Origin of the sequence: Mammaliicoccus sp. P-M59, assembly GCF_022386135.1 — a bacterium.
GTDB classification, from domain to species: Bacteria; Bacillota; Bacilli; order Staphylococcales; family Staphylococcaceae; genus Mammaliicoccus; species Mammaliicoccus sciuri_A.
The window spans coordinates 1-25,871 of record NZ_JAJNJJ010000003.1 but is presented as its reverse complement, the minus strand read 5'-3'; the positions used below and the strand labels follow the sequence as shown (position 1 = coordinate 25,871).

General features: G+C 31.7%; 24 protein-coding genes and 1 riboswitch. Of the genes, 8 read left to right on the top strand and 16 right to left on the bottom strand.

All coding sequences use genetic code 11. From position 1 onward, the window contains the following. The first annotated feature begins 60 nt into the window (after nt 1–60). The 3 genes from LQ617_RS06360 to LQ617_RS06350 all read left to right on the top strand — a co-directional run bounded on the left by LQ617_RS06360 (nt 61) and on the right by LQ617_RS06350 (nt 3,424). Nucleotides 61–891: an aldo/keto reductase gene (locus tag LQ617_RS06360; RefSeq protein ID WP_239740003.1), complete on the top strand. Its 831-nt coding sequence runs from the start codon at nt 61–63 to the stop codon at nt 889–891. A gap of 49 nt (nt 892–940) precedes the next feature. Further along, nucleotides 941–1,873 (top strand): aldo/keto reductase, encoded by a 933-nt coding sequence (locus LQ617_RS06355; protein WP_037589370.1) that lies wholly within the window; start codon nt 941–943, stop codon nt 1,871–1,873. Nucleotides 1,874–2,383: 510 nt separating this feature from the next. Continuing rightward, entirely contained in the window at nt 2,384–3,424 is a 1,041-nt protein-coding gene (locus LQ617_RS06350) for an NAD(P)/FAD-dependent oxidoreductase (RefSeq protein WP_037589371.1), read from the top strand. Nucleotides 3,425–3,501: 77 nt separating this feature from the next. On the opposite strand, the gene LQ617_RS06345 is transcribed toward LQ617_RS06350, so the two are convergent. Beyond that, the gene (locus LQ617_RS06345) at nt 3,502–4,404 is read right to left on the bottom strand and encodes a helix-turn-helix transcriptional regulator (RefSeq protein ID WP_191836278.1); all 903 of its coding nucleotides are present in this window, start codon (nt 4,402–4,404) and stop codon (nt 3,502–3,504) included. A 302-nt stretch (nt 4,405–4,706) separates the two neighbouring features. Then, nucleotides 4,707–6,068, bottom strand: a complete 1,362-nt coding sequence (glpT, locus tag LQ617_RS06340; protein ID WP_037589310.1) for a glycerol-3-phosphate transporter — start codon at nt 6,066–6,068, stop codon at nt 4,707–4,709. 186 nt (nt 6,069–6,254) lie between these two features. Here glpT and LQ617_RS06335 point away from each other — a divergent pair, with 186 nt between their 5' ends. Then, nucleotides 6,255–6,836, top strand: a complete 582-nt coding sequence (locus tag LQ617_RS06335; RefSeq protein WP_204254923.1) for a TetR/AcrR family transcriptional regulator — start codon at nt 6,255–6,257, stop codon at nt 6,834–6,836. Nucleotides 6,837–6,848: 12 nt separating this feature from the next. Next, the gene (locus LQ617_RS06330; protein WP_239740000.1) at nt 6,849–7,394 is read left to right on the top strand and encodes a hypothetical protein; all 546 of its coding nucleotides are present in this window, start codon (nt 6,849–6,851) and stop codon (nt 7,392–7,394) included. Nucleotides 7,395–7,436: 42 nt separating this feature from the next. On the opposite strand, the gene LQ617_RS06325 is transcribed toward LQ617_RS06330, so the two are convergent. Then, a complete protein-coding gene (locus LQ617_RS06325) occupies nt 7,437–8,462 on the bottom strand; it encodes a hemolysin family protein (RefSeq protein ID WP_239739998.1) in 1,026 nt (341 codons plus the stop codon). 232 nt (nt 8,463–8,694) lie between these two features. Here LQ617_RS06325 and LQ617_RS06320 point away from each other — a divergent pair, with 232 nt between their 5' ends. Beyond that, a complete protein-coding gene (locus LQ617_RS06320) occupies nt 8,695–9,339 on the top strand; it encodes a FusB/FusC family EF-G-binding protein (RefSeq protein ID WP_239739996.1) in 645 nt (214 codons plus the stop codon). Nucleotides 9,340–9,855: 516 nt separating this feature from the next. On the opposite strand, the gene LQ617_RS06315 is transcribed toward LQ617_RS06320, so the two are convergent. From LQ617_RS06315 to LQ617_RS06300, 4 genes are read right to left on the bottom strand one after another with little or no spacing between them, the layout of a single operon-like run. Beyond that, nucleotides 9,856–10,458, bottom strand: a complete 603-nt coding sequence (locus LQ617_RS06315) for a response regulator transcription factor (RefSeq protein ID WP_191836276.1) — start codon at nt 10,456–10,458, stop codon at nt 9,856–9,858. After that, nucleotides 10,455–11,561, bottom strand: a complete 1,107-nt coding sequence (locus LQ617_RS06310) for a sensor histidine kinase (RefSeq protein ID WP_159315835.1) — start codon at nt 11,559–11,561, stop codon at nt 10,455–10,457. Before LQ617_RS06310 ends, LQ617_RS06315 begins: the two co-directional genes overlap by 4 nt. After that, entirely contained in the window at nt 11,561–12,292 is a 732-nt protein-coding gene (locus tag LQ617_RS06305; RefSeq protein WP_106417328.1) for an ABC transporter permease, read from the bottom strand. Before LQ617_RS06305 ends, LQ617_RS06310 begins: the two co-directional genes overlap by 1 nt. Before the next feature lie 6 nt (nt 12,293–12,298). Beyond that, a complete protein-coding gene (locus LQ617_RS06300) occupies nt 12,299–13,165 on the bottom strand; it encodes an ABC transporter ATP-binding protein (RefSeq protein ID WP_201277779.1) in 867 nt (288 codons plus the stop codon). A 168-nt stretch (nt 13,166–13,333) separates the two neighbouring features. Between LQ617_RS06300 and LQ617_RS06295 the strand changes: the two genes are divergently transcribed. Continuing rightward, the gene (locus LQ617_RS06295; RefSeq protein WP_239739995.1) at nt 13,334–14,212 is read left to right on the top strand and encodes a hypothetical protein; all 879 of its coding nucleotides are present in this window, start codon (nt 13,334–13,336) and stop codon (nt 14,210–14,212) included. Between the two features lie 213 nt (nt 14,213–14,425). Here the strand turns inward: LQ617_RS06295 and LQ617_RS06290 are convergent, their stop codons facing one another. The 4 genes from LQ617_RS06290 to LQ617_RS06275 form a co-directional block, all read right to left on the bottom strand. Continuing rightward, nucleotides 14,426–16,123 carry an FTR1 family iron permease gene (locus LQ617_RS06290; RefSeq protein ID WP_239739994.1) on the bottom strand — a complete coding sequence of 566 codons (1,698 nt, stop codon included), beginning with the start codon at nt 16,121–16,123 and terminating at the stop codon, nt 14,426–14,428. Then, entirely contained in the window at nt 16,098–17,336 is a 1,239-nt protein-coding gene (efeB, locus tag LQ617_RS06285) for an iron uptake transporter deferrochelatase/peroxidase subunit (RefSeq protein WP_204189413.1), read from the bottom strand. Before efeB ends, LQ617_RS06290 begins: the two co-directional genes overlap by 26 nt. Before the next feature lie 6 nt (nt 17,337–17,342). Further along, nucleotides 17,343–18,203 (bottom strand): iron uptake system protein EfeO, encoded by an 861-nt coding sequence (gene efeO, locus LQ617_RS06280; protein ID WP_037589373.1) that lies wholly within the window; start codon nt 18,201–18,203, stop codon nt 17,343–17,345. A 238-nt stretch (nt 18,204–18,441) separates the two neighbouring features. Then, nucleotides 18,442–19,107 (bottom strand): PepSY domain-containing protein, encoded by a 666-nt coding sequence (locus tag LQ617_RS06275; protein WP_037589320.1) that lies wholly within the window; start codon nt 19,105–19,107, stop codon nt 18,442–18,444. A gap of 132 nt (nt 19,108–19,239) precedes the next feature. Continuing rightward, nucleotides 19,240–19,339: riboswitch (SAM riboswitch) on the top strand. A gap of 74 nt (nt 19,340–19,413) precedes the next feature. Between LQ617_RS06275 and LQ617_RS06270 the strand changes: the two genes are divergently transcribed. After that, complete coding sequence (locus LQ617_RS06270; RefSeq protein ID WP_037589321.1) at nt 19,414–19,632, top strand: hypothetical protein; 219 nt, start codon at nt 19,414–19,416, stop codon at nt 19,630–19,632. Between the two features lie 400 nt (nt 19,633–20,032). Here LQ617_RS06270 and LQ617_RS06265 read toward each other — a convergent pair whose 3' ends face one another. The 5 genes from LQ617_RS06265 to LQ617_RS06240 all read right to left on the bottom strand — a co-directional run bounded on the left by LQ617_RS06265 (nt 20,033) and on the right by LQ617_RS06240 (nt 25,483). After that, entirely contained in the window at nt 20,033–20,962 is a 930-nt protein-coding gene (locus LQ617_RS06265; RefSeq protein WP_239739993.1) for an ABC transporter substrate-binding protein, read from the bottom strand. A gap of 375 nt (nt 20,963–21,337) precedes the next feature. After that, nucleotides 21,338–22,186 carry a patatin-like phospholipase family protein gene (locus tag LQ617_RS06255; RefSeq protein ID WP_239739992.1) on the bottom strand — a complete coding sequence of 283 codons (849 nt, stop codon included), beginning with the start codon at nt 22,184–22,186 and terminating at the stop codon, nt 21,338–21,340. A gap of 109 nt (nt 22,187–22,295) precedes the next feature. Further along, a complete protein-coding gene (locus LQ617_RS06250) occupies nt 22,296–23,186 on the bottom strand; it encodes an NAD(P)/FAD-dependent oxidoreductase (RefSeq protein WP_239739991.1) in 891 nt (296 codons plus the stop codon). Between the two features lie 70 nt (nt 23,187–23,256). Then, the gene (locus LQ617_RS06245) at nt 23,257–23,637 is read right to left on the bottom strand and encodes an RrF2 family transcriptional regulator (RefSeq protein WP_191836270.1); all 381 of its coding nucleotides are present in this window, start codon (nt 23,635–23,637) and stop codon (nt 23,257–23,259) included. A 124-nt stretch (nt 23,638–23,761) separates the two neighbouring features. Continuing rightward, nucleotides 23,762–25,483, bottom strand: coding sequence for an ABC transporter ATP-binding protein (locus LQ617_RS06240; protein WP_037589325.1), 1,722 nt, complete (start codon nt 25,481–25,483; stop codon nt 23,762–23,764). Between the last annotated feature and the right edge of the window lie 388 nt (nt 25,484–25,871).

The following is a 25,871-nucleotide window of genomic DNA, read 5'->3' as shown; positions in this document are numbered from 1 at the left end:
AGAGGTATGATATAGTTTAAAAGTGTACAGTCATTATATTTATATAGGAGGCATTTTATCATGGAAAATTATCATTTAAATGATGGACAAGTGTTACCGCAAGTAGGATTTGGTACGTATAAATTGAACGGATCATCTGGTGTTCATGCAATCGTAAATGCATTAAACAACGGATATCGAATATTAGATACTGCATATAACTACGAAAATGAAGGTACTGTCGGAAAAGCGATACAAGAAAGCCATGTTAGTCGCGATCAAATTATCGTAACATCAAAGCTACCTGGTCGTTATCATAGTTATGATCAAGCCATTACTGCTATACAAGAATCGATTTATCGATTAGGTGTAGAATATATTGACTTATATTTAATTCACTGGCCAAACCCTAAACAAGGCAAATATGTAGAAGCTTGGAAAGCACTCATAGACGCACAGAAACTTGGCCTTATTAAATCTATTGGTGTATGTAATTTCTTAGAAGAACATATTGATACATTAGAAAAAGAAACTGGCGTACTACCTGCAGTTAACCAAATAGAATTACATCCTTATTTCAACCAAAAAGATGTACTCGAATATCATCAAGAAAAAGGTATTATAATAGAAGCCTGGAGTCCATTAGGTCGCGCTTCAGAAGTTATAAACGATAAAGAAATTGGTAAAATCGCTGAAAAATATAATAAAACAATTCCGCAAATCATTTTAAAATGGCACGTTCAAAATGGTATTGTCCCAATTCCAAAATCAACATCTAATGCTAGACAACTACAAAATTTAGATGTGTTTGATTTCTATTTAGAATCAGAAGATTTACACACAATTGATGCATTAACAAAAGCTGATGGACGACTTAAAGATCAAGATCCAGCAACTTATGAAGAATTTTAATTCAAACTTATTCAAATTTAAAACAAACAATGAGAAAAGGATGATTGAAATGGCAAATCGCGTAAAATTAGGTAAATCAAATATTGAAGTTAATCCAATTGGTTTAGGAACAAATGCTGTTGGCGGTCATAATTTATATCCAAACCTTGATGAAGAACAAGGTAAAAATGTTGTAAGAGCTGCCCTAGACAATGGTGTTAATTTATTAGATACTGCTTTCATTTATGGTCCAGGAAGATCAGAAGAACTTGTCGGAGAAGTCGTTAAAGAATACAATCGTGAAGACGTCGTGATTGCTACTAAAGGCGCTCACTACTTTGACGGCGATGATACTAAATTATCTAACGACCCTGAATTTTTAAAAGAACAAGTTGAAAACAGCCTTAAAAGATTACAAACTGACTATATCGATTTATATTATATTCATTTCCCAGATGACGAAACACCTAAAGACGAAGCAGTTGCAGCTTTACAAGAATTAAAAGATGCCGGAAAAATTAAAGCAATCGGTGTTTCTAACTTCACATTAGAACAACTGAAAGAAGCTAATAAAAATGGTAATGTAGATGTTATTCAACATGAATATAATTTATTAAATCGTGAGAATGAACACATCTTGGAATATACAGCAGAACATGATATTACATTTATTCCATACTTCCCATTAGCTGCAGGATTATTAGCTGGCAAATATGATGAAAATACAACGTTTGATGACTTAAGAGCAGAAAAACCTGAATTCCAAGGTGAAGCTTTTAAAGAAAATCTTAAAAAAGTAGACAAACTTAGAGAAATCGCACAAGAGCATGGCGTAGACGTAGCACATATTGTGTTAGCATATTACTTAACAAAACCATCATTAGATGTGATCATACCTGGCGCTAAACGAGGCGAACAAGTTATCGACAACTTAAAAACATTAGAAGTGAACTTAACAGAAGAGAACATTCAACTTATCGAATCACTCTTCCCAATCGCATAAGTATGATAAGAAGGCTGAGACATGAAAATTGTCTCAGCCTTTCATTATGTATGAGTGTGCTAATTTTCATTTTGCGGAATTGTGGTAATTAGAACGCTGTAACTTCCATTTTTCTGAATTGTGGTAGTTAGAATCGGCTAGCTTCCATTATTTCGAATTCTGGTAGTTAGGTGAGCGCTCTCTTACGGACACTTCTCAGAATTCTGTCCCTAACAACCTCTCTTACGGACATTTTTCGGAATTCTGTCCCTAACAACCCCTCTTAGAGACATTTCTCGGAATTCTGTCCCTAACACGACTCATTTTTTCGACAATACTCAAATACATCCTCACTATCACCCCCGATTCACATAAATATTCTCACTCAATTTTTATTCATCTAAAAATATTTTACATATGTATTTAAATTAAAAAATTATGACAATTCCATCATTGATATTGATTATCATTTGCAAATATAGGATAATAACCGTAAGTTGAAATAATTAGGAGGAATCATGACTGATGAATATTACAGACGTTACGATTATCGGCGGGGGTCCAGCGGGATTATTTGCGAGTTTCTATTCCGGGTTAAGAGGAATGAGTGTTAGAATAGTTGATTTCCAAAATAAATTAGGCGGTAAAATGCATGTCTACCCTGAAAAAGTCATTTGGGATATAGGGGCTCTTGCGCCAAAACCTTGTTATGAAGTTATTCAAGATTTAGTTCAACAAGGCTTACATTTCGGTCCAGAAGTGTGCTTAGAAGAAAAAGTTATTGATATTAAAAAAGTTGAAGAACAACATTTTATTATATATACAGAAAAAGGTCATGAGTATCATTCAAAATCTGTCATTATTGCTGTTGGTAGTGGCATTATCAAACCATTAACTTTAGATATTGAAGGTGCTGAGCGTTTTGAATTATCTAATTTAAATTATGTTGTACAGTCAATTCAGAAGTTTAAAGACAAGCATATATTAATTTCGGGAGCGGGAAACTCTGCATTAGACTGGGCTTGTGATTTATCAGAATATGCGAAAAGTGTTACGCTTTGCTACAGAAAAGAAGAAATTTCTGGCCATGAGCATATGAAACAATTATTAGATAAACTTGATATCTCTAAGAAACCAAGTATGGTTATTAAACAACTTAACAGTGATCCTGATAAACCTGTCATTACAGAAGTTGTTTTAGAACATGTTGATACAAAGGAACAAGAAATCATACCTGTTGATGAAGTTATCATTAGTCATGGTTTTGATCGTGAATCAGAACTACTTCATAACGCACAAACTAAAGTTAACTTAGTGAATGAATTCTTTATTGAAGGTTTAGGAAATGCTCAAACTTCAGTACCTGGCATATTCGGTGCTGGGGATATCCTTAAACATGATGCAAAAGTTCATTTGATTGCTTCTTGTTTCAATGATGCTGCAAATGCTGCAAACTTAGCTAAAAGCTATATCGATCCTGAAGCACAAGCAGGTGGTCGCGTATCGAGCCACAACGACATCTTCAAAGAAAAGAACAAAGAAGTTATTAAAAAATATATCGCACAATCATAATATGAATCATTTACCTTCCAATCTCTTTAACCTTATAAAAGATTGGGAGGTTTTGTTTTGTTAAAATCGCGAAATTTTTATGTACATATCATGCTTGAATAATCCTCTTGAAACTTTTTCAAATAATATTTAACTTCCTCATCTGATAAATCTTGCTCATGATCTACTTCATTAAAAAAGCTTTGTCGCTCAATTTGTACGTGTTTACGTTGTGTCATATCACGATACTTTTTCGGTGTAACGCCATAATACAATTTAAAGCAATAAATATAAGACGATACATTGTAAAAGCCGTGTTTTTCAGAAATGTCGATTACTTTTTCTTGTGTATGAATTAAATCATACGTGCTATTTAACAATCTAATGTCCGTTAAATAATCTTTAAAGTTTACCCCCATTTGTTCTTTAAATAATTTCGAAAAATATGATTCAGAAATATGATATTTATCGGTGAATGTATTGATCGTTATACGTTCATTATAATGCTCATAAATATAATCTTTAATTTCATCAATTATTGGGTTCATATGCCGATTAACAAGTGGACATTCTTTTGAATAAACCGTCAATCGTTCTCTATAAAATTCTAATATCGTAATAAGTTGCTTCATGATTTTTAAATTGCGATTGTTTTCTTGTATTAAATATAAATCACACAGGCAAATTAAATGGTCTCGTAAAGGGACTAACTTTGTTTGCATACTTACATGCTGATGATATGAAAGTAACTCTGGTATCATCGTTGTTATGATTGACTCATACAGATGAATTTGTACGACGATATTCCCTTCTGATACATCGAGTTTATACCACTCATTATGTTTAACAACAAACGTTTCTCCTTCTTTATATTCTTTACTATGCTCTTTGATCGTGACCATAACACGACCCTTTAATACTACAAAAAAAGAAATACCTATATGATTGCGATATTTAGTAGCAGAATATTTTAGGTATTTGATTTCATATATATTTCTCACAACAAATCTCCTAATTCTTTGATATCTTAATATATTTAATCCAAATTCCAAAAGTAAACATCAAATTACTAATGTAAAAATATTGAATTATAATGACGTTATTATAATTCGAAAACTTAAATCAGTAAATATATAAATTGAAGAAAATCAGATTAAGGTAAATGTTTTAATATTTTGAAAGAATCATACAATTTATTAAGTGAGAATTTATTGAATAGTGTCATTGAATTTCGCGAACGTTTATCATTAAATAGGAAAAGAGACTAAGGTAAAATGCCCTAGTCTCTTTACACTTTATATAATTATGATTTTACAACTTCTTGTCCACGTTTGTTCCAAGTTAAGATGAAACTTAACATTGCTAATACACTAATGATTGTTAATAATAAGAATCCTGAATCCCATCCTAATTTATCAACAGTTAATCCCATAATGATATTAGCCATTACAGCTCCACCTAAATAACCAAACAATCCTGTTAATCCTGCTGCAGTACCTGCTGCTTTTTTAGGTACATAATCTAATGCTTGTAAACCTATCAACATAACAGGTCCGTATATTAAGAAACCGATCGCAACTAATGCGATATTATCTACTAATGGGTTTCCTGCTGGATTTAACCAATATACGATGACAGCGATTGTCACACCTAACATGAATATAAATCCTGCTGGCCCCCTTCTACCCTTGAACACTTTATCCGAAATATAACCACATAATAATGTTCCTGGGATACCTGCCCATTCATATAAGAAGTATGCCCAACCTGATGCATTTAAGTCGAAACCTTTTTCTTCACTTAAATATGTTGGTGCCCAGTCTAACACACCATATCTAACAAAATAAACAAAGATATTTGCGATAGCAATCATCCAAACCCATTTGTTATTCAATACATATTTAAAGAGAATATCTTTTGTTGTAAGCTCTACTTCTAACGTTTTCTGCTCTTTATTAGGGTAATCATTTCGATATTCTTCAATCGGTGGTAATCCCATCGATTGAGGTGTATCCCTAACTAGAACGTATGAAATAATCGCAATAATTAACGCGATAATAGCTGGATATATAAATGCACCTTCAAATCCTTTTAAATAACCAAATGACAATGTTCCTGTAATTGAAATACCAAGCAAGGCAATCGGTGCCATCAACCCGCCACCAACATTATGCGCGACATTCCAAATAGCTGTCTTACCTCCACGTTCACTAACGCTGTACCAATGTACAAGCACTCTTCCAGATGGTGGCCATCCCATACCTTGGAACCAACCATTTAAGAAAAGCATAATAAACATGATAAATACACTAGATGTTAAGACCGGTATAAAACCCATCAATAAATTAACGATTGCCGTTAATACTAAACCTAATGTTAAAAATATTCTTGCGTTACTCCGGTCACTCACTGTACCCATAATAAATTTACTAAAACCGTATGCAATTGAAATAGCTGATAAAGCAAACCCTAATTCAGTCTTACTAAAGCCTTCATCGATCAATGCTGGCATCGCAAGTGAAAAGTTTTTCCTTAATAAATAATAACCAGCATAACCAAGAAATATTCCTATAAAGACTTGTAGTCTCAATTTCTTATATGTATCATCTACCTGTTCACTAGGCAGAGGATCTATATGTTTCGCTGGTTTCAAGAAATTCGCCATACTCTTACCTCCTATTATTAATTTTTTGTAAAGAATGTAAAGATTTTGTAAAATGCAATTTATAATTTCATCATATGTATTGCAAACGTTAATGTCAATGCATTTTTATATTTTTATTATTTAATATATTTTATTTTTCAAACTTTTATTTAACACAGGTGTATTAAAATATGTTAGACTTCTACTATGCCAAAAATTATTAATCATAAAGAAAAAAAAGAACAAATTATTCAATATGCTTTTCAATCAATTGTTGAAAATGGTGCAAAGGGATCTACGGTTAGACAAATTGCTAAACTCGCACAAATGACACCTGGTCAAATTAGATACTATTTTCCAAGTCATTCAGAATTACTCAGTGCCGTTATGTCTGAAGTAGAACTAAAAGTAAGAAGGAGAATCGAAGCAATACTTACGTCTGATAACCAAGACACAATTGATAAAGTAAAAGCATGTTTACTCGCCGTTTTACCGTTAGATGAAGAAAGATTAGCTGATATGGAAGTATGGATGGCCTTTCGATATGACAGCCATGAATACGGACAGAGTACTTTAGATGATGGATTAGATGAACTATGTGTAACGGTATTAACGATTTTAGAACGCGATCACTTATTAAAAAACAACATCAATATACATCTTAATTCAATGAGACTTCACGCATTAATTGATGGATTAGCACTACATAAATTGTTAAATCCAGAACAGACCTCTAATGAAGATATTGAAGCAATTGTATTTGAAGAAATTTCAAAGCTTACAAAATAAAGGAGGATAATCATGAATTTTATTGTGTGGCTCATTATTTTTTGTGAAGTTGCTTTCTGGGTCGTTATATTACTTGGACTCGTCACAAGGTATGTCTTCAGACAGAAAAAGCTTGGGCTCATTTTTCTAGCACTTACACCCGTAATTGATTTGATTCTATTAATTACAACAGCTGTGGATTTAATGAACGGTGCAACTGCCGAAACACCTCACGCTATTGCTGCTGTTTATATATCTGTTTCAATTGTCTTTGGTAAAAGTATGATTCAATGGGCAGATGACCGCTTCAGATATTATGTCATGAAAGAAGGTAGCAAGCCTGAGAAACCTAGTGGATTCGCGTATGCTAAACTATATGCGAAAAGTTGGTTTAAACATTTACTCTCTTACATTATAGGGACAGGTATTCTACATTTAATCATTTATTTAATTCATGATAAAAATAGAACAGAAGCTATGGATGGCGTTATTCACATTTGGTCAATAGTGCTCTTTATTGATTTAGCTATCACCATCTCGTATTTCATCTGGCCACCCAAAAAGAAACAGACAGAATAAAAGAACCTGAGCCATTTTTTGTGGCTCAGGTTCTTTTTACGTCTATTTATCGTGTTCATCTTCAATGTTACCGACAATATTTTCAAGTATGTCTTCCATCGTAATCATACCTGCTAATTCACTGTGTTCATTATGAACAATTGCGATATGTGCGCGTTGTTTTTTCATTTTATCTAGTACGTTTTGAATGGCGTCTGCCTCTTTGACATATATGATTTCATGAATCAATTCAGTTATACCTTGTATGTTGTCTTTCAATAAATCTTTCGCATGTAAATATCCAATAACATTCGTTTTATCATCTTGGTAAACTGGATATCTCGTATAATAGCCATTTTTCACAAATTGAATTGCTTCTTGCTGACTAGCATCACTATTGATCATTGTCATATTGTCTTTAGAAATCATACAATCTTTGACGACAAGTTCATCATAAATAAAGACTTTATTAATATGTTCTAGTTCTGTTGATGAAATTTCCCCACCTTGGTGACTTTCTTTAATCAACATCTTCAATTCTTCTTCAGAGTGATATAATTCAGACTCTTTCGCAGGCTTCATACCAAATAAGCTCAATATCATTCTTGCTGACCCATTTAAAATAAAAATAAAAGGATATAATAATTTGTAAAACAGTATGATCGGTCTTGCAAAGAATATTGTAACTTGTTCTGCTTTTTGAATTGCGATTGTCTTTGGCGCCATTTCACCTACTACAACGTGTAAATAAGTTGCGATAATAAATGCGCTGACTAATGTTAAGACATGAATAACCGTTTCTGATAATCCAAAGCTACTATAAAGTGGATGCAGAATAAACTCAAATGTTGATTCGCCAACCATACCAATTCCAAGTGCTGTAATGGTAATACCTAGCTGACATGCTGCTAAATACTCATCAAGATGTTCGACTACCTTTTTAGCTGGTTGAGCGTTCTTATAATTCTGTTCTGCTAAGTAGTTAATTCTAGATGACCTGACCTTTACAATTGCAAATTCCGTCGCAACAAAGAATCCGGTTAAAGCGAGTAATACAATAAACGTGATTAAACTAATTGTGGTCCCCAATTATTAATTAATTCCTCCATATAATAAAAAATTCCAACCATATTCGGTTGTCTTTTAATTTTACACTATTTCGAATAATTTTTATAATAATATACATTTGAAATTACATGGTTAAAGGACTATACTAGTGTCTGATAAGGAGGGATCTTAAGATGCTACTAAATGTGTCATGTTCTCTACAATTATTCATACCCAACGATCAAAGGAAATAATTTAAAAGAAGGGATTCAATATGAATAATTACATTAAACCATATCAATTCGTTAGTATTAAAGAAAAATCAGAACAGTTATTTAACGTTTATAAATCTGTAAATGATATAAAAACAATCGATACGTTTCAAGCTATAACATACGACCATATTTCACAGCTTTTTGAAGAAAAGCATTCTGAAATAGAAGATTTCACAAAAATCATTATGAATAAAAAGATTTCTCGAGTACAAATTGAGAAATTATTATTTGGACTTAAAAGCTACGTCGTTCCATTTGAACAGCCTTCAAGTAAGCAACTTGAAAAAATCTTTAAAAAGACTAAAAAATTAAAACATCCAGAATGGGATAACATAGACTTAAAAGAGTCTTCATATATAGGTTGGAATGATTCTGGTAAACAAAAGAAATTTATCGTGCTTTATGAAGATGATAAATTGATAGGTGTATCAGGAGACTTATCACCTACCATTAAGCCCGGAATCTGTAGTATATGTAAGAAAGAATCCAATGTTTCCATGTTTCTATCAACTACGAAGTCAAAAGGTGATGGAACATATACTAAAAATGGTAATTATATTTGCCATGACAGTGAACATTGTAATCAACAACTCGATCAACTAAACGGATTATATGAGTTTATACACACAGTAAAAACAAAATAATCAATAAGAAAGCTGAGCACATCATCAAATGATGGCTCAGCTTTTCATTTATCGGCCTGATAATCCTGTTTTCGGGTCGATAATTATTTTTATCGGCCTGGTAATCCTGTTTTCGGGTCGATATTTTATTTTATCGGCCTGAAAATCCCGTTTTCGGGTCGATATTTTATTTTATCGGACTGAAAATCCTGTTTTCGGGTCGGTAATTTATTTTATCGGCCTGAAAATCCTGTTTTCGGGTCGGTAATTTATTTTATCGGCCTGAAAATCCTGTTTTCGGGTCGATAAATTTTTTTATCGGTCCATATTTCCCATTTCTGGACCGCTAATTATTTTTATCGGTCCATATTCCTCATTTCTGGACCGGTAAATTTTTTTATCGGTCCATATTCCACATTTCTAGACCGGTAATTATTTTTATCGGTCCATATTTCTCATTTCTGGACCGGTAATTTATTTTATCGGTCCAGAAATTCCCCAATAACCTCTACTTACCGCTACTACCTCTGCACCTCACTATATCCATCCTTTTTCGATTGCTTTCTGCCATGCGTCAAACCGATTATCTGCTTCTAATTTATCTATAATTATCGATGTATAATTTCTAATTGTGCCGTCTGATAAATATAATTCTTTTGATATTTCTTTACTGGATAAGCCTTTGCCTATTTCTTTCAATACGAGTTGTTCTTTCGGGCTTAATGGATTTCTATCTTTAAACATTGATGTCATTAAAGATTCGCTATATTCTTTTTTACCATCCATCACATTTTTAATTGTTTCGACGAGTTCATCGATTGATCGTTCTTTCAATACGTATGCATCAACATCGTTTGCTACTGCACTCTCAAAGTATCCAGGTCTTTTAAAAGTTGTAACGATGATGACTTTCGTATTTAAATTTGAATCTTTTACTTTTTTCAATACTTCTAATCCTGTCATTTTAGGCATTTCGACATCTAGTATCGCGACATCTGGTTCGTGACTTTGAATACTTTCTAATGCATCTTCTCCATTTGAAAAGTCCCCTAAAATATTTAATTCATCATTCATTTCCATCAATTGAACCATGGCTTTACGTAACATTTCTTGGTCTTCTGCTATAACAATTGATATCATAATGTGTCATCCCCTCTAGGCAATGTGATCGTCATTTTTAATCCTTTATTTAAATTACTTACTTTTAGTTGGCCATTTAATGCATGAACACGATTTTTGATACTCTTAAAATCATCTTCATCAATGTGTTTCATACCTATGCCGTCATCTATGATTACCAATGTTAAATGTTCATTTTCTTCAACGATTTCACCTGTTACTTTTGTAGCCTGTGCATGCTTAATGACATTGTTAACCGCTTCTCTCAAAATCATGGACAGTGCTGATTGTCGAGTTGGACTGAGCGATTGAGCTCTATCAGCATTGTTAAATTCAAACGATAAGTTTGCATTTTCTAACAATGTTTCCATCGTCTTCACTTCTTCTTCAAAAGATTGCAACTTCAAATCATCTACAATTGCTCTTACTTTAACAAGCGCTTCTTTAGACAATTCATTCACAGACGCCATTTCTTCTTTCGCTTTATCAATATCTTTATCCACTAATTTCATCGCAAGTTCAGATTTAATACTTAAACTCGCAAACACATGACCTAACGTATCATGTAAATCTTGTCCGATTCGATTTCGTTCTTGTTCAGCAATTAACGTATTGATATGTTCATTTTTACTTCTAATTTCTTCTTTTAACTGTTCAGATTCTAACGCTTTAAAATTTCCAAACATAATAAATATCATGACAATACTCATAGGTATCATAATAATTAAATAGTCTCTATGATCAACTGCAATAATATAAATAGCGATTATAAACGACACAATATACATTAATACTTCGATAGATTTCATTTTAGTTTGAAAAACATATGGAATAATATAAGCTGCATAGAAAAAGAATAATAAATGAGAAGCATTAAAAAAATCTACAAAATAAAATATACCTAAAAAATGAACCATTAAAAGTATTCTTCTAAGCATGCGCCTTTTAGATAAATCTACATAAATCATCATTAAATAACTTATCGTAAATAGAGCGGTAACTAATATACCGCTCCATAAAGGTCCTCTATGACCAAGTACTGTTAAACTCAATATTGGAAAGATGAGATAAATTAAGTTTGATGAACCTATAGGATTCTCTTTAATTCTTTCTAATAATGTCATTAAACCACTTCCGTCTTTTTACGTATAATCAACGCAATACTTATAAACAGTATACAATAAATTGCCAATATAAGAAGTGAAACAAAGTGTATGCCACCTTGAGTTGTCACAGATAAAGAGAGTTCTCTTAAATTATAAGTAGGTGTTGCATACGATACGTGCTTTAGCCAATCTGGAAACTGATCTGTTGGGAACCAAAGTCCTCCCAATACAGCAAGTCCTAAATATATGATATTCGCGATAGCACTAGCTTTTTGAATATCTTTTATTTGAGATATGAGAACGCCCATTGATAAAAACATGCTAGAACCAACCCATAACATCAATCCTGATCCAATCCACTCGCCTGCTGACATTTCAACACCTTTATAAAAAGCTCCTGTTAAAAATAATGCGATAATAGCTAAACAAAACATGCACATGAGTTTCATTACTTTCCCTGCATAGTAATAACTTGGTGATAAAGGTGTTTTGAATAAATTTTTTGACCATCCTATTTTCTTATCTTCTATCATCTCTAATGGAAATGTCATAATACAGAAACTACTTAAACTGAACGTCGCCATACTAAACATATATTCTTTATAAAATTTAGCTTCGTATTCTTTAGGTAAATCCAATAGTGCTGTGAATATTAAATAAAATACTAACGGCAACATAATCGAAAGTATTAAATATGATTTTTTTCTCGTTAACAATAACAATTCAGATTTAAAATATGCCCATAACATATCTCATCAAACCCTTTCTTCATTTTTTGAAAATATCGTATCCATTAATGACTCTTTAATAATTTCTACCTCATTAAAATCAATGCCATAGTCTATAAAAGCTTTAATAACAGGATTGACATCTTCAGTCGTAATGATGAGCATATCTTTAGATGCTTCAACCGAAACATTTTTAAGGATATTCACCACTTCTTTTTTCGATAAAGGAATTTGAATCATCGTTTTGTTTTCACTATGACGTATCGCTCTAGGTGTACTATCCATAACAAGCTCACCTTTATTAAGTACAACAACACGGTCAGCCATTCTTTCAACTTCTTCAATATAATGAGAAGTATAAAATATCGTTTTACCTTCTTGTTTCATTTCCTCAATCACTTTCCAGAAATGCTTCCTCATTTCAGTATCCATCGCACTTGTAGGCTCATCCAAAATGACAAAGTCCGGTTTCCCAATAATTGATAATGTAAAATCCAATATTCTACGTTCACCACCAGATAATTTAGCAGCAAATTGTTCAAGTTTATCATTATCAAATCGAGTAATTTCTTTAAAAGTTTCTATCGAAATCGTATCTTTATAAAAAGACTTAAAAAGATAAAACAACTCCTTAACTTTCATCACATCTGGGAAAGCCGTCGTTTGAAACAAAATACCCATCCGCTTCTTATCTAATTGTTGATTGTCACTAATAATTTGCCCGTCATTAGGATGTCTGTCCCCAATAATCATATCAATCAACGTAGACTTACCAGCACCATTTGGACCAATTAAAGCCGTACATTCACCCTCATTAATTTGAAAAGAAACATCACTCACAACTTTTTTCTGATTATAGATTTTCGTTACATTTTGAACATCAATCACAATCATCACCGTCCTTTATAAGTTACCTATATTATAAAAAATCACACCACCCGTTATAAGTACAAACTGTCACGAATATCATATGACAAATGTCATGAAAGGTTGCGAAATTGAATTGACAATATTTGGAATGTATAGATAATTTATTGTAAGAAGTGTTTGAGGATGATGAAGATGACTAAAATAACCGTAATAAATAAAAGTAATCACACAAGTGTAGTTCAAAGCATCAGAAATTATATTAAATGGATTAATAGAAATAACATATTAAATCAAAACATTAAAATTATTTCCCATGATGCTCCAATAAGTTCTTATGGTTATCTTTCAGATTGCCAAGTAGACTTTGATAATCGTCATATATATTATTCTTTATATAATATTGAAGAATATCTTGTGGCTAAGAAGAGCAATAACATTATTGTAAACGAATTTGAATATGCACTTTCTGAAATTTTATATGATTTAAATTATCATATCGCACAATTCTATACTTTAGAGTACGAACAAGTTACACATAAAGAACTCATTGATCATTTTGACCGATTTGAATATAACATTAGAAAATACAGTTATTATTTAACTTACAAATATTTATTTTGTCATAATAATAGTTCTACACTCTATAAAGATGGACTTACGTTGAAGTTTGATTCTGAAATAAGTGCTCATTTAAAGAAGGCTTTTGTACAATTTAGAAATTTCATTAAAAAAGAATTGGACTTCCCTATAAAAGTTAATATTCATATTACGCATAAAGAACTCGAAGATTCTTATGGTTACTTCCAATATCCCAAATCTTTATTTAAGTATCCAAGAATAGTCGTTTCCACACATAGCTATGAACAATTAAAAAAAGAAATGTCACTTTTTGATAGTGATTTAAATATTTTAAGAATATTAGCACATGAAATTGGACATTATCAAGATTATATAAGTGACAATATAATTTTAGATGAAAAGTTGAGTGAGAAGTTAGCAGACAAATATGAAGATGAACTCATACAAGAATTTATTGATCAAGTATATTATGTCAATTACCACGAAAACTAAATTGATTTTTAAGTACTACATCTGAAACATAAATCATTTCAATTGGTATTTTTTAGCGCTGACTCCTGCGGGAAAAGCATGATTCGAAGACTACAGGCTGAGAACATGCCCGCGGAAAGCATGCGCATAAAAAATGCCACTAAAGTCTAAGACTTTGGCGACACACTAAAAAACGCTAAGACAAATGCCTTTGTCTTAGCGTTTTAAATTACTCTATTTCTTCTTACTCATTGCATAGTAAATCACAACTAAAATGACTAATGCTAATTGTGGTATCAATGTTTCGTATGTTGGATAAAATCCTATTAAGTCTATGAATGGTAAGTGATTAATTGTATGTTGTGGTACTATGTTTAATATTTGTAATGTATGAATACTTACGCCTAATATTTTAAATGCCAATATAAATATAAATAATGACATGATAAAGAATAAACGATGTATTGGTATCCATTTTGTAATTTGGTTAAAGAAGATTGCAATTAACGCCAGTATGACGGATGCGACGATAATACCTAATATTAATGACCATGTTGAGATTTTCCCAACGATACCTAAATAGAAGATAATCGTCTCAGCACCTTCTCTAAATACAGATAGGAAAGCGACTAACCCAAAAGTAACGATACTTCCAGTAGACATAGCTTTATCCATATTTTTATTGATGAATTTCTGCCACGAATCTAAACTTGATTTAGAGTGCAACCAGATACCTACGATAATCATTAATATTACAGATCCAATACCTACTAAACCTTCTGTTAATTCTCTTGTTGAACCTAAGTTTTCAAATATTGCTTTAAATATGAAAGCTAACGCAATACTTAATACAATACCAATGACACTGCCTGTAACAATCCATTTTGATGCTTTTGTTTGTTCAGATTTACGTGTTACAGTAAGCAACGCCATAATAATGAGCAGTGCTTCTACACCTTCACGTAATAAGATTAAAGCTGCATCCCAAAATGTATAGCTCGTCTTAGAAATGGTTGATTTAATTTCTTGATTGAGCGTTTCTAACTGGCTACCAATGTCATCTTTATTATCTTCATCAAGTTGACCTGCATATTGAGGAATTTTCTGTTCTATTTTAGTGTACAACGCACCATTTCTCGTGCTAATTTCACTCTCAACATTTGGCCATGCAATAATAAATTGTTGTAACGCTTGCTTTGATTTCGCTAAATCATCATTTTTTATATTTTTAATCGCAGTATCTAAATGTTCATTTAAAATGTTAACATCTTGATCGCTTGTTTTAGCATCTGATTTTTTTCCTGCATGATAATCATCAAGTTCTTTTTTCAATTGATCAACTTGCATTTGTGCACTACTAGCATCTACTTTATCTTTCGTTAATTCAATTCTTGTAAACATTAATGCAGTTTCAACTTGGCCATATCTGCCAATATCTTCTTCTCGAACAATTTTTTCATTTTTTGTCCAAGTCGCATTTAATTGATTGTTGATCGTTTTTGCTTTTTCAAAATCTTTATCTGAAATCGCCTTTGTTATATTTTTAATCAATGGCTGCATTTCATTTTGTAACTGATTTCGTTTCTTCTGTTTATCAACAGGATTTAATACTTTTTCATAATCAATTAAATCAGAAGTCAGTGTATTTAGCGCACTTTCTCTATCTTTTTGAGACGTTGTTTTTTCAACTTTTTCGATATCTTGATCTATTTTTTTCACAAGTTTATGGTCTTTTTTATTCGTACTTTGCCAATTATCTTTAATCTCTTTGAAATGTTTGTCGAATGCCTTTTCGTCTTTATCTTGTATCGCCGATTTGGCATCCGTCACACTAATATAAATATCGCTTAAGCTCGTTTCTGCTTTAGCGGTCAAAGATAACAGCATAAATAGTATTGCGACTAAACTAAATACGATTGAATAACGTTTCACCTAAATATCCTCCTTCTTGGACACCTGGTAAACATAGAAAAATACCTGAACCTCGATGTGTAATATATTCATTTAATTTATCAATAGCACCCATTTTACTTTGGATTTTAATAAATTGTTCAGGTGATTTTTGAAATGCTAGGAAGAGTAATCCTGCATCAAAAGCACCTGTATTTGCGTTTATACCATCTGAATATGAAAAAGATCTTCTTAATAAATTTGTTTTAGATGCTTTTGCTAAACTGACATGTGATTCTTTTTCTATCAAGTTCTCGCCATTTTTATCTTTAATATCAGGGTCAAATGTATCAAATTCTTTTTCTTTACCAATTGGCGCACCAGAATGACGGTATCTACCAAATGTGGCTTCTTGTTCACCTAAAGCCGTTCTATCCCATGTTTCTAACAACATTTGAATTCTTCTTGCGACTAAATATGAACCATTTTTAGCCCAACCATCTTGTATAAAGACGTATTCATTCAAATCACTTTTATTTTGGACATTAGGATTACCTGTTCCATCTTTAAAAGAGAATAAATTTCTAGGCGTTTCTTTCTTACCATCTTTTTCTTCAAATGAGTTAAATCCAGCTTGGCTCCACTTCATTGAAACTTCACCTTTAGCCACTCTAATTAAATTTCTAATGGCATGAAAATTAACTTGTGGATCATCTGAGCATGCTTGAATACAAATGTCTCCACCTGAATAGTCTTCATCAATTTGATCTTTAGGAAAATGAGGTAAATCTTTTAATAAATCTGGTTTATGCTTTTTCAATCCAACTTTCTCAAAGAATGAAGGACTTATACCAAAAGTAAGAGACAGACGACTGGCGTCTAAACCAATCGTCTCCCCTGTATCTGGACTTGGTAACATTTTGTTTTTACCAAGCTCTTTTACATATTCACCATTCATTAAATGAACACTATAATTTGTCCATACTTTAAACATTTCTTTAACATCTGAAATTGACATTTTATTAATGCTCAGAACGACAAAGTAAATATGTTTTTGTTGTTCTGTCGTGATGCCAGACTGATATTTACCATAGAAATTGATTTTATTTTTTACGCCTGTTTTATCTTTAGCAAAGTATTGAGATGCTAGAAAAGTACCGCCTACACCAGTAGAGCCTATCAGTAATCCCGCACCACCAACACCAGCAAGTTTTAGAAAATCCCTTCTAGCTATATGATTTTCATTATTAGACATCAATCATCACTCCGTAATAACAGCCATTTGACTTAAAGATTCCCCTAATTTATCGACAGCTTCAGAAAGTTTTTTCGTTTCATCTTTAGATAGTTTCGTATAATCTTCATATCCACCATCTTTAGTCTTATATTGATCTAATAATTTATTAACATTATCAAATCTTTCTTGTGTTGTGTCAGCAAGTTTTTTATCTTTATCTGCTACTTTATCTTTAAATATTTCAAAGATTTTTTCTGCACCTTCGATGTTTGCTTTAAAGTCATATAAATCTGTGTGTGAATAAATTTCTTCTTCACCTGTAATTTTTGAGCTAGATACTTCATTTAATAAGTCGATTGAACCTTGTAACATTAATTTAGGTGTAACATCTACTGTATCTACTTTTGCACGTAATTCTTTCGTATCTTTTAATAATTGATCAGCAACTGGTGCCATATCTTTAGTTGTATTATCTTCCCATAATGCTTTTTCAATTTTGTGGTAACCTGACCATTCGTCTTCTTTATTTTCTTCTTTCATATCTGCTAAACGTGCATCAATTTTCGGATCTAAATCACCGAAACTTTCAGCAACTGGCTCAGATCTTTCGTAGTACATACGAGCTGTAGGATATATTTCTTTCGCTTTTTCGATATCGTCTGCTTTAACCGCTTCAACGAATTTTTCAGTATCCGCTAAGAATTTATCTAATTGTTCAGTTGTAAAATCTTTATAAGCTTTTGTTTCTTTTGAGAAATCCGCTTTTTCAGACTTTTTCGTTTCCTTTGTTTCTTTTTTATCTTCATTTTCTTTCTTATCAGCGCTATTCCCACACGCTGTTAAAATTAAAGTACTTGCTAATAAAGTTGTTGCTAACTTTTTCATCAAAACACTCCCCATCTAATTGATTATCATTATCATCTTTAATTTATGCCTATAATGTGTAATAGTCAATAAAAATTTTATAGAATTCATCAAAAATACAAATACAAGACTGTACCTATAGTGTTTATGTAATGAAATTTTTTTCAGACTTCTTCTGAATTATTAATTGAGAATGATAATCGATTAATGAACAAAAAAAACATAGGATAAAATGAATTATCCTATGCCTCTTAATAAATTAATCTGTTTCTTGTTCTAGAATTTCTTTAGACTTAGCATCAATTGTAAATTCTGTTGATTCTTTATTACCTTCTTTTAACTCAATAGAATAAACAAGTTTGCCATTATCTTCACTTAGTGACCATTCTTTAATATCACCTTTAGCTTTGTCTTGTGCTACTTTAAGTGCATCTTCAAATTTAGCAACATCTGATAATTTGAATGTTTGATCATTATCATCACTATCTTCTTGTTCTTTTTCAACATTCGTAACAGACTTATCATCTGCATTTATGAGTACTTTATTTTCATTTGTTCCATCAACTAATTCAACTTTATAACTCCACTCGCCTGTTTCTTTTTCAAAAGATAGATCCTTAAGTTCACCTTTTGATTCTTTTTGTGCAGCTTTTACAGCATCTTCTGGAGAGACTTTAACGTCATCCCATTTTACTGTATTTTCAGTTGCTTTGTCAGAACTTTGATCGTCATCTGTGTTTTGATTATCGTCTGAATCTTGATCATCATCTGTATTTTGATCGTCGTTACTATTTTCTTTAGTTGTTTGTTCTGTTTTTTCATCATTTTGATTATCTTTTTTATCATTGTTATCATCGTCACCATTACCACATGCTGCTAACACGATACCTGCTGACAATAATAAAGAAAGCATTTTATACTTCATAATCTATTCCTCCTATGCTTCATATTCAGTTAATATATAGACCATCTCAAACTTTTTAAACATTTAGTTTTTAAAAAATTAGACAAAATGCAATTAATTCGTTATGATAAAGAAACAATAAAATAGCTCGTAGTCTTATTAAGAGTAGGCGGAGGGAATTGGCCCGATGAAACCTCAGCAACAGGCGTATGTACTGTGCTAAATCCAACAAGTTTAACTTGAAAGATAAGAAGATTCTCTAAACAGCTCTTCTTAATCTTAAGATGAGCTGTTTTATTGTAACTATCAAATTAGGAGGCAATAAATATGAGAACAAGAGACGATATTTTATCAGAACTATTAGAATTAAAGGCAAATCCACCAAAAAGCTTTTCAGGTTCAATAGCTAAGACCCAGAAGAAGAACGCTTTAATCCAAGAATTATGCAGAGTCGAGAATACAATACTTCAACCAACTTCAGATTCTGAACACCACAATGTCCAATTTGGTGACTTTGAAATTAATATTAAAATAACTAAAAAATAAGCAAAACGAGTCTAGGACTTAATTCCTAACTCAAATTAAATAACACCTCATTCTACTGATTTATTCAGTATAAATGAGGTGTTATTTTTTATAATCTACGATTTTGTTCGTGCATGCTTGCCTAGGGTATGGTTCGAGCCTGTAGTCTCTCACACATACTATTCCCTCAGGCGTCAGCACAGCACAAAATCGTTACAGATTTCCAATTTTATACAAAAAATAAAGCACTCTCGTAAAATTTAATTAATCATGACAAAAACCAAATCAACGAGGTGCCTTATGTATAAAGTGTATAACATGTCTCAAATAACTCTACCATTAAATATTGAAGTATTGATTCCAGAAAATGATATTGCACATTATAGCTTTTTAATTATTTAAATTCAATATACCTTTTAATCTATTGCATATTTTCGAATTGTTTTTTAATTTTTTCTCTAGTCTTATCTAGTGTTTTAAAATCACCTAATGAAGCATCATTAATAGATAATTTTAGAACATGATTATTCTTTACAGCATTTAAATTTTCCCATTCTGTTAAATTAAATATCTCACTTTTATTACCATCGAATAATATCATAGCTATATAATCACCATCGATATCATCTATTTTTTCTTTGCTCAATGTATAGTAATTAGCGTTCTTTTCATTAAATGTTTTTTCAACTTTTTTCGAAGGTTTCATACCGTATGCACCATAAACTATTTCTGTACTTCTCCCTAATCCTGAACCTAAAACCATTTGTTCTTTTTGGTAATCTTGAACTACAGTAATTGTTTTATGATTAATTTTAGAGCCTAAATCTTTCTTATCTTTCTCTATTTTTTCATCCCAATTTTTCAGTATTTCTTTACCCTTCTCTTCTTTATTTAATACTTTAGCTTGTACTTTTAAGATGTCTTTATAGTCTGCTTTACTATCATAAACAATAGTTGGTGCCAATTTTTGATATTTTTTTATATTCTTATCTGAAGCATTAGCTAATATTAAATCTGGTTTTTGCTTAGCCACACTCTCTATATTATCCAAATCAACTTTAGGTATATCTTTCATTTCTTTTTCAAGTTCTGGATTCCATTTAATCCATTCTTGTACACCAACTGGCTCTTGACCTAATAAAAGTAAATTACCAACATTTTTAAAATTCATATCAATAACTCTTTTTGGATGTTTAGGTATTTCTACATCTTTATTTACTTTGTCATTATAAATCACTGTATCTTTGTTATCTTTATCCTTTTCTTTCTTCTCTGCATTTCCGTTCGAACATGCCGTTGCTATAAATAATATCGCTAATAATATTGCGATCAGTTTACTCACTTTATTCACTTTCTAATCTCCTATCCTCTTATTTGTTCATACCTAGTTTATTTTTTTCTTCCCTTTGTCTGACACATTAAAAAGTAGTGTCATAAGTATTGCATAAATAAAAGCAGAAATTATATTTTTTAATACCTCATTATCTTTGAAAATTAGTAAATCAATCAGATAATTCAAAATAAAAAATACAACCATAAAATATATAAAATACAAAAACGCCTTCAGAATTAATACCCCTTTCTCTAATTGATAACTATTATCAATTATAAGATAAATTCTATTATTTTCAATAGTGTTAATTTGCAAGTTTTAGAAGTTAATCATTTAAATAAAAAAAACTGAACTTTTAAATTTAAGTTCAGTTTGTCTCATGTTTTTTCAATTTTATTTCCAATTCTTCGCATCTTTTAAAAATTCGCGTCCAATTGTTATGCCTTGTTCATATCCAGCGTCACCGATTTCTTTAATATTTTCTGCTGAATAAATATTGGTTCCTATAATATCTTTGCTTTTCTGATCAGGCGTTATTAATATAACGTTGCTGTGTTCTTTGAGGCTTTCAACTTCTTCATACACTGAAGGTACTAAACCTTGCTTTTGATCAAGTGGCGCTAAAACAATAATATCTTGATAATCAGTCATTAGTTTCGCATTTGTTGAAGAAATCATACCGCCATCAATCCAAGAAACACCTTGAAAATCAACATGTGGCCAAATACCAGGTACTGCTCCACTTGCCATAACCGCTTCTGTTAAACTTATACCAGTCTTATTATTAAATACTGTAAGTTCTCCGGTTTCTGCATTAATTGCTGTAATTTCAAGTTGTTCTGTCCAATCTACATCACCTATTCTTTGACGAACAGAATGTGCTCGTTCATCGCGTGAAACTTTTGAAGGATTTGTATGAATAATATCTCCAAGCTTTTGTCCGATAACACGTTCGTCTGTTTTTCCTTGTACAAATGCATCACGCCATAATTCAAATAAAGATGGATCCAATTGGGCGTTATCTGCATTATCGTGATTTATAGCAAGATCCTCATAATAACGCTTCATATTTTGCCCGTTAGCTAAAATAGAACCCACATATGATCCGGCCGAACTCCCTAATATTTTATCGGCGTGGTTTACAAGTATCCCTGAATCCATTAGTCCTGCTAGAACACCAGATTCCCAAGCAATACCTGTTATACCTCCCCCACCTAATACAAGTGCTTTTTCTTGAATCATTTGATACATCTCCATCCATTTATAAAATGCTTTTTACTACGCAAAGCTTTAGTCAATGGTAACTATAACGCTATTTTGCGAAATTATCATTTATTTCTCCTTTCTTTTATTATGATTCCATAATGATTTGCATCGCTACAAATTTTGCGACTTGATTACCATTTGCTGCTGCGTCTATAATTTGAGATGCCATGAAATCTTTACTTTCTCCTGCTACAAATAAACCTGGTATAGATGATTCACCTAACTCATTAATTTTTATTTTTCCATTGTCTTCTCTTTCAATATCGAGCGCTTTTAAAAATTCAAAATCAGTATCCCACTTCACACCAATGATTGCACCGCTTCTATTAATTCGTTCACCATTTTTAAAGATAACTTCATTAATTTGTCCTTCATGATGTTTAAATTCAGCTACTTCGCTTTCCACTAATGTGATCTGTTTACTTTCAATAAACGCTTTATCTTCTTCAGTTAATAATGAAAAATCACGACTACTTATAACAATATCGTCTGTCCAATTGTTAATCAGCATCGCCATATGTTTCACATGTTCAGGTTGAACAGCTACGAGTAATGGTTGATGTCTCAATTCATATCCATCACACCATGGACAATAAAAGACAGATTTGCCGTAACTTTCTTTTAAACCTTCAATTTCTGGTAATGTTTCTCGCAATCCTGTACATACCATAATTTTTTTAGCTTTATATTGTTGATTGGCTGTTTCAACAATAAAGTTATGCTCTTCTTTCAATATGTTTAACACAGTGTCATTGATACGTGTTACATCATCATATTGATCTACATCGTGTTCTGCTTTAGCTCTCAATTCTTCAGGTCTTACACCGTCTTGTGTTAAAAATGCATGTGAATGTTGTGTCACTTTATTTCTCGCATTATTGTTGTCTATCACTAATGTCTTTTTTAAAGCTCTTCCTAATGTGAGTGCACTCGCTAATCCTGCTGGCCCTCCACCTATTACGATACAATCAAACATGGTATTTCCACCTTTCATAACTATTATAGAGTCGTAATATCTATAATTGATAGATAAAAAAAGATTTAACTTACATTAAATCTTTTAAAGTTTTATTTTTCAAAGCTTGCGTCATTTCATCTTCAGCTGAAGTTAATATCGCTTGTATCTTACATTCTGGACCGTGATCAAAGCTATCTTCAAGTGTACTTTGATGACCATCAATTGCAGTAATAATATCATAGACAGTTATGTCTTCCCAATTATTAACTAAGTAATAACCACCTTTGGCACCAGATGCAGATTTTATGACACTAGCTTTTACTAATTGCGTTAATATTTTAGATAAATATGTTACAGATACATTTAACGTTTCAGATAAACTTTTAACATTGATGGGCTGTTGGTCTCTTTTAGCAATTAAATATGCCAATGCATGCAACCCATAGTCTGATCCTTTAGAAATCTTCATGTTACACCTCTTAATCACAGATATTACCACTCTATAATAACAACTTTAAACAGAAAGTCTATTATTTAGCTCAAAATATAAAAATGAAGAGACCTTTTTCTTCAAAAAGATCTCTAGCATTATGTTAAAATTCATCAATTTGTTCAAATTGTGACATGTATAAATCTTTGTATTTGCCGCCTTTATCCATGAGTTCATCATGACTGCCCATTTCTTGTATTTGACCTTGTTCGATATATACAATTCTATCGACATGTCTAATTGTACTCAGTCTATGCGCAATGATCAGTGATGTTCGACCACGTGATAAATTCTTAAATGCTGATTGTATTTTATTTTCAGTTTCAACATCTAAAGCACTTGTTGCTTCATCAAGAATAATAATTGGCGGATTCTTCAAGAACATTCTCGCAATTGAAATACGTTGCTTTTGTCCACCAGATAATTTTGTACCGCGTTCCCCAACGACAGTATCTAAACCTTCTGGCAATTCATCTACAAACGTTCTTAATTGTGCTTGGTCAACTGCGTAATTAATTTCTTCTTCCGTTGCATTTAAATTACCATAAATAATATTATCTCTTAACGTTCCACCGAAAAGAAATACATCTTGCTGTACAACACCAATTTGTTTTCTTAATGATTCCAACTTATAAGATTTAATGTCTCGATTATTGATTTTAATCTTACCTTGTAACGGGTCGTAGAACCTTGGTAATAACGAACAAATTGTCGTTTTACCTCCCCCACTCGGTCCTACTAGTGCTACTTTTTCACCTTGTTCAATTTTGATAGATAGCTGATTTAAGATTAATTTCTCTGAATATTTGAATGATACATTTTCATATTCAATTGTATCTGGTTCATCTATAAATTCGATAGCATCGTCATTATCTTTAATTTCTGGATCCATATTTACGATTTCTTTGAAATTTTTGAATCCAGCAATACCTTTAGGAAATAGTTCAATAACCATATTAATAGACTCTAATGGTTTAAATAATAGATTTGTAATCATAATAAACGCTACAAATCCGCCATATGACAATGCTCCATTTAATACAAAATAACTTCCTAAAATCAGTACAAAGATTAACGTTAATTTTTGAGCAATATGACTAATCGACAAGTTCCAAGACATATAAGAATATGCTTTTAATTTTGTCGCTCTAAAATTATCATTGACCTTTTTAAATCTTGCTAATTCGTGACCTTCATTTGTAAATGCTTGTACAAGACGCATACCACCAACATTATCAGCAATAAGCTCATTAAATCTCGAAACATTGCTAAATAAGTTCTTAAAAGCACCTGACATCTTTTGATTAAAGTAAATCGTTAATACAAAAATAATCGGTACAACACAGAACGTAATTAGCGCGAGTTTCACATCGATCGTCAACATAATGACAAATGAACCGACAAGCGTCATCACAGCTACAAAGACATCTTCAGGTCCATGGTGAGCAACTTCTCCAATATCCATTAAATCGTTCGTTAATCGTCCAATGATTTTACCTGATTTTTGGTTATCAAAGAATCCAAAATTCATTTTTTGAATATGCTCATAAAGCTCATTACGAATATCTCTTTCAATATTAGTCCCCAGTTTATGCCCCCAATACGTCACGATGAATTTCAATACAGATTCAACAACGTATATGAATAATAAAAGAAAAACAAAAATCACAATCCAACTCCAATTCTTAGTTGGCAATAGCTGGTCAATAAATATACTCGTTATAAGTGGAAACACCAATTCGAGAATACCTACAAAAACAGCCGAACCAAAATCTAAGAAAAACAATCCTTTATAGGGTTTATAATATTGGAAGAATTCTTTCATAACGGACCTCCTAAATAAATTTCGACCAATTTTAATTATACTATAGAATTATATTTTTCTGCACTTTTTAAGAATTTATTTAAAATTGTTTTTGTATCCGAAATAAAATAGATGATGGCGTGGTGCGCGGTGGATTTTCGGGTCGATAATTATTTTTATCGGCCTGTAAATCCCGTTTTCGGGTCGATAAATTTTTTTATCGGCCTGCAAATCTCATTTTCGGGTCGATAATTTATTTTATCGGCCTGTAAATCTCGCTTTCGGGTCGATATTTTTATTTATCGGCCTGCAATTCTCGTTTTCGGGTCGATATTTATTTTTATCGGCCTGTAAATCCTGTTTTCGGGTCGTTATTTATTTTTATCGGCCTGTAAATCCTGTTTTCGGG

Bases quoted from the DNA above. Each gene is read 5' to 3' on its own strand.
- LQ617_RS06360 (WP_239740003.1), top strand. From the start codon at position 61: ATGGAAAATTATCATTTAAATGATGGACAAGTGTTACCGCAAGTAGGA.
- LQ617_RS06355 (WP_037589370.1), top strand. From the start codon at position 941: ATGGCAAATCGCGTAAAATTAGGTAAATCAAATATTGAAGTTAATCCA.
- glpT (WP_037589310.1), bottom strand. From the start codon at position 6,068: ATGGCGAATTTCTTGAAACCAGCGAAACATATAGATCCTCTGCCTAGT.
- LQ617_RS06335 (WP_204254923.1), top strand. From the start codon at position 6,255: ATGCCAAAAATTATTAATCATAAAGAAAAAAAAGAACAAATTATTCAA.
- LQ617_RS06330 (WP_239740000.1), top strand. From the start codon at position 6,849: ATGAATTTTATTGTGTGGCTCATTATTTTTTGTGAAGTTGCTTTCTGG.
- LQ617_RS06320 (WP_239739996.1), top strand. From the start codon at position 8,695: ATGAATAATTACATTAAACCATATCAATTCGTTAGTATTAAAGAAAAA.
- LQ617_RS06315 (WP_191836276.1), bottom strand. From the start codon at position 10,458: ATGATATCAATTGTTATAGCAGAAGACCAAGAAATGTTACGTAAAGCC.
- LQ617_RS06310 (WP_159315835.1), bottom strand. From the start codon at position 11,561: ATGACATTATTAGAAAGAATTAAAGAGAATCCTATAGGTTCATCAAAC.
- LQ617_RS06305 (WP_106417328.1), bottom strand. From the start codon at position 12,292: ATGTTATGGGCATATTTTAAATCTGAATTGTTATTGTTAACGAGAAAA.
- LQ617_RS06300 (WP_201277779.1), bottom strand. From the start codon at position 13,165: ATGATTGTGATTGATGTTCAAAATGTAACGAAAATCTATAATCAGAAA.
- LQ617_RS06295 (WP_239739995.1), top strand. From the start codon at position 13,334: ATGACTAAAATAACCGTAATAAATAAAAGTAATCACACAAGTGTAGTT.
- efeB (WP_204189413.1), bottom strand. From the start codon at position 17,336: ATGTCTAATAATGAAAATCATATAGCTAGAAGGGATTTTCTAAAACTT.
- efeO (WP_037589373.1), bottom strand. From the start codon at position 18,203: ATGAAAAAGTTAGCAACAACTTTATTAGCAAGTACTTTAATTTTAACA.
- LQ617_RS06275 (WP_037589320.1), bottom strand. From the start codon at position 19,107: ATGAAGTATAAAATGCTTTCTTTATTATTGTCAGCAGGTATCGTGTTA.
- LQ617_RS06270 (WP_037589321.1), top strand. From the start codon at position 19,414: ATGAGAACAAGAGACGATATTTTATCAGAACTATTAGAATTAAAGGCA.
- LQ617_RS06255 (WP_239739992.1), bottom strand. From the start codon at position 22,186: ATGATTCAAGAAAAAGCACTTGTATTAGGTGGGGGAGGTATAACAGGT.
- LQ617_RS06250 (WP_239739991.1), bottom strand. From the start codon at position 23,186: ATGTTTGATTGTATCGTAATAGGTGGAGGGCCAGCAGGATTAGCGAGT.
- LQ617_RS06245 (WP_191836270.1), bottom strand. From the start codon at position 23,637: ATGAAGATTTCTAAAGGATCAGACTATGGGTTGCATGCATTGGCATAT.
- LQ617_RS06240 (WP_037589325.1), bottom strand. From the start codon at position 25,483: ATGAAAGAATTCTTCCAATATTATAAACCCTATAAAGGATTGTTTTTC.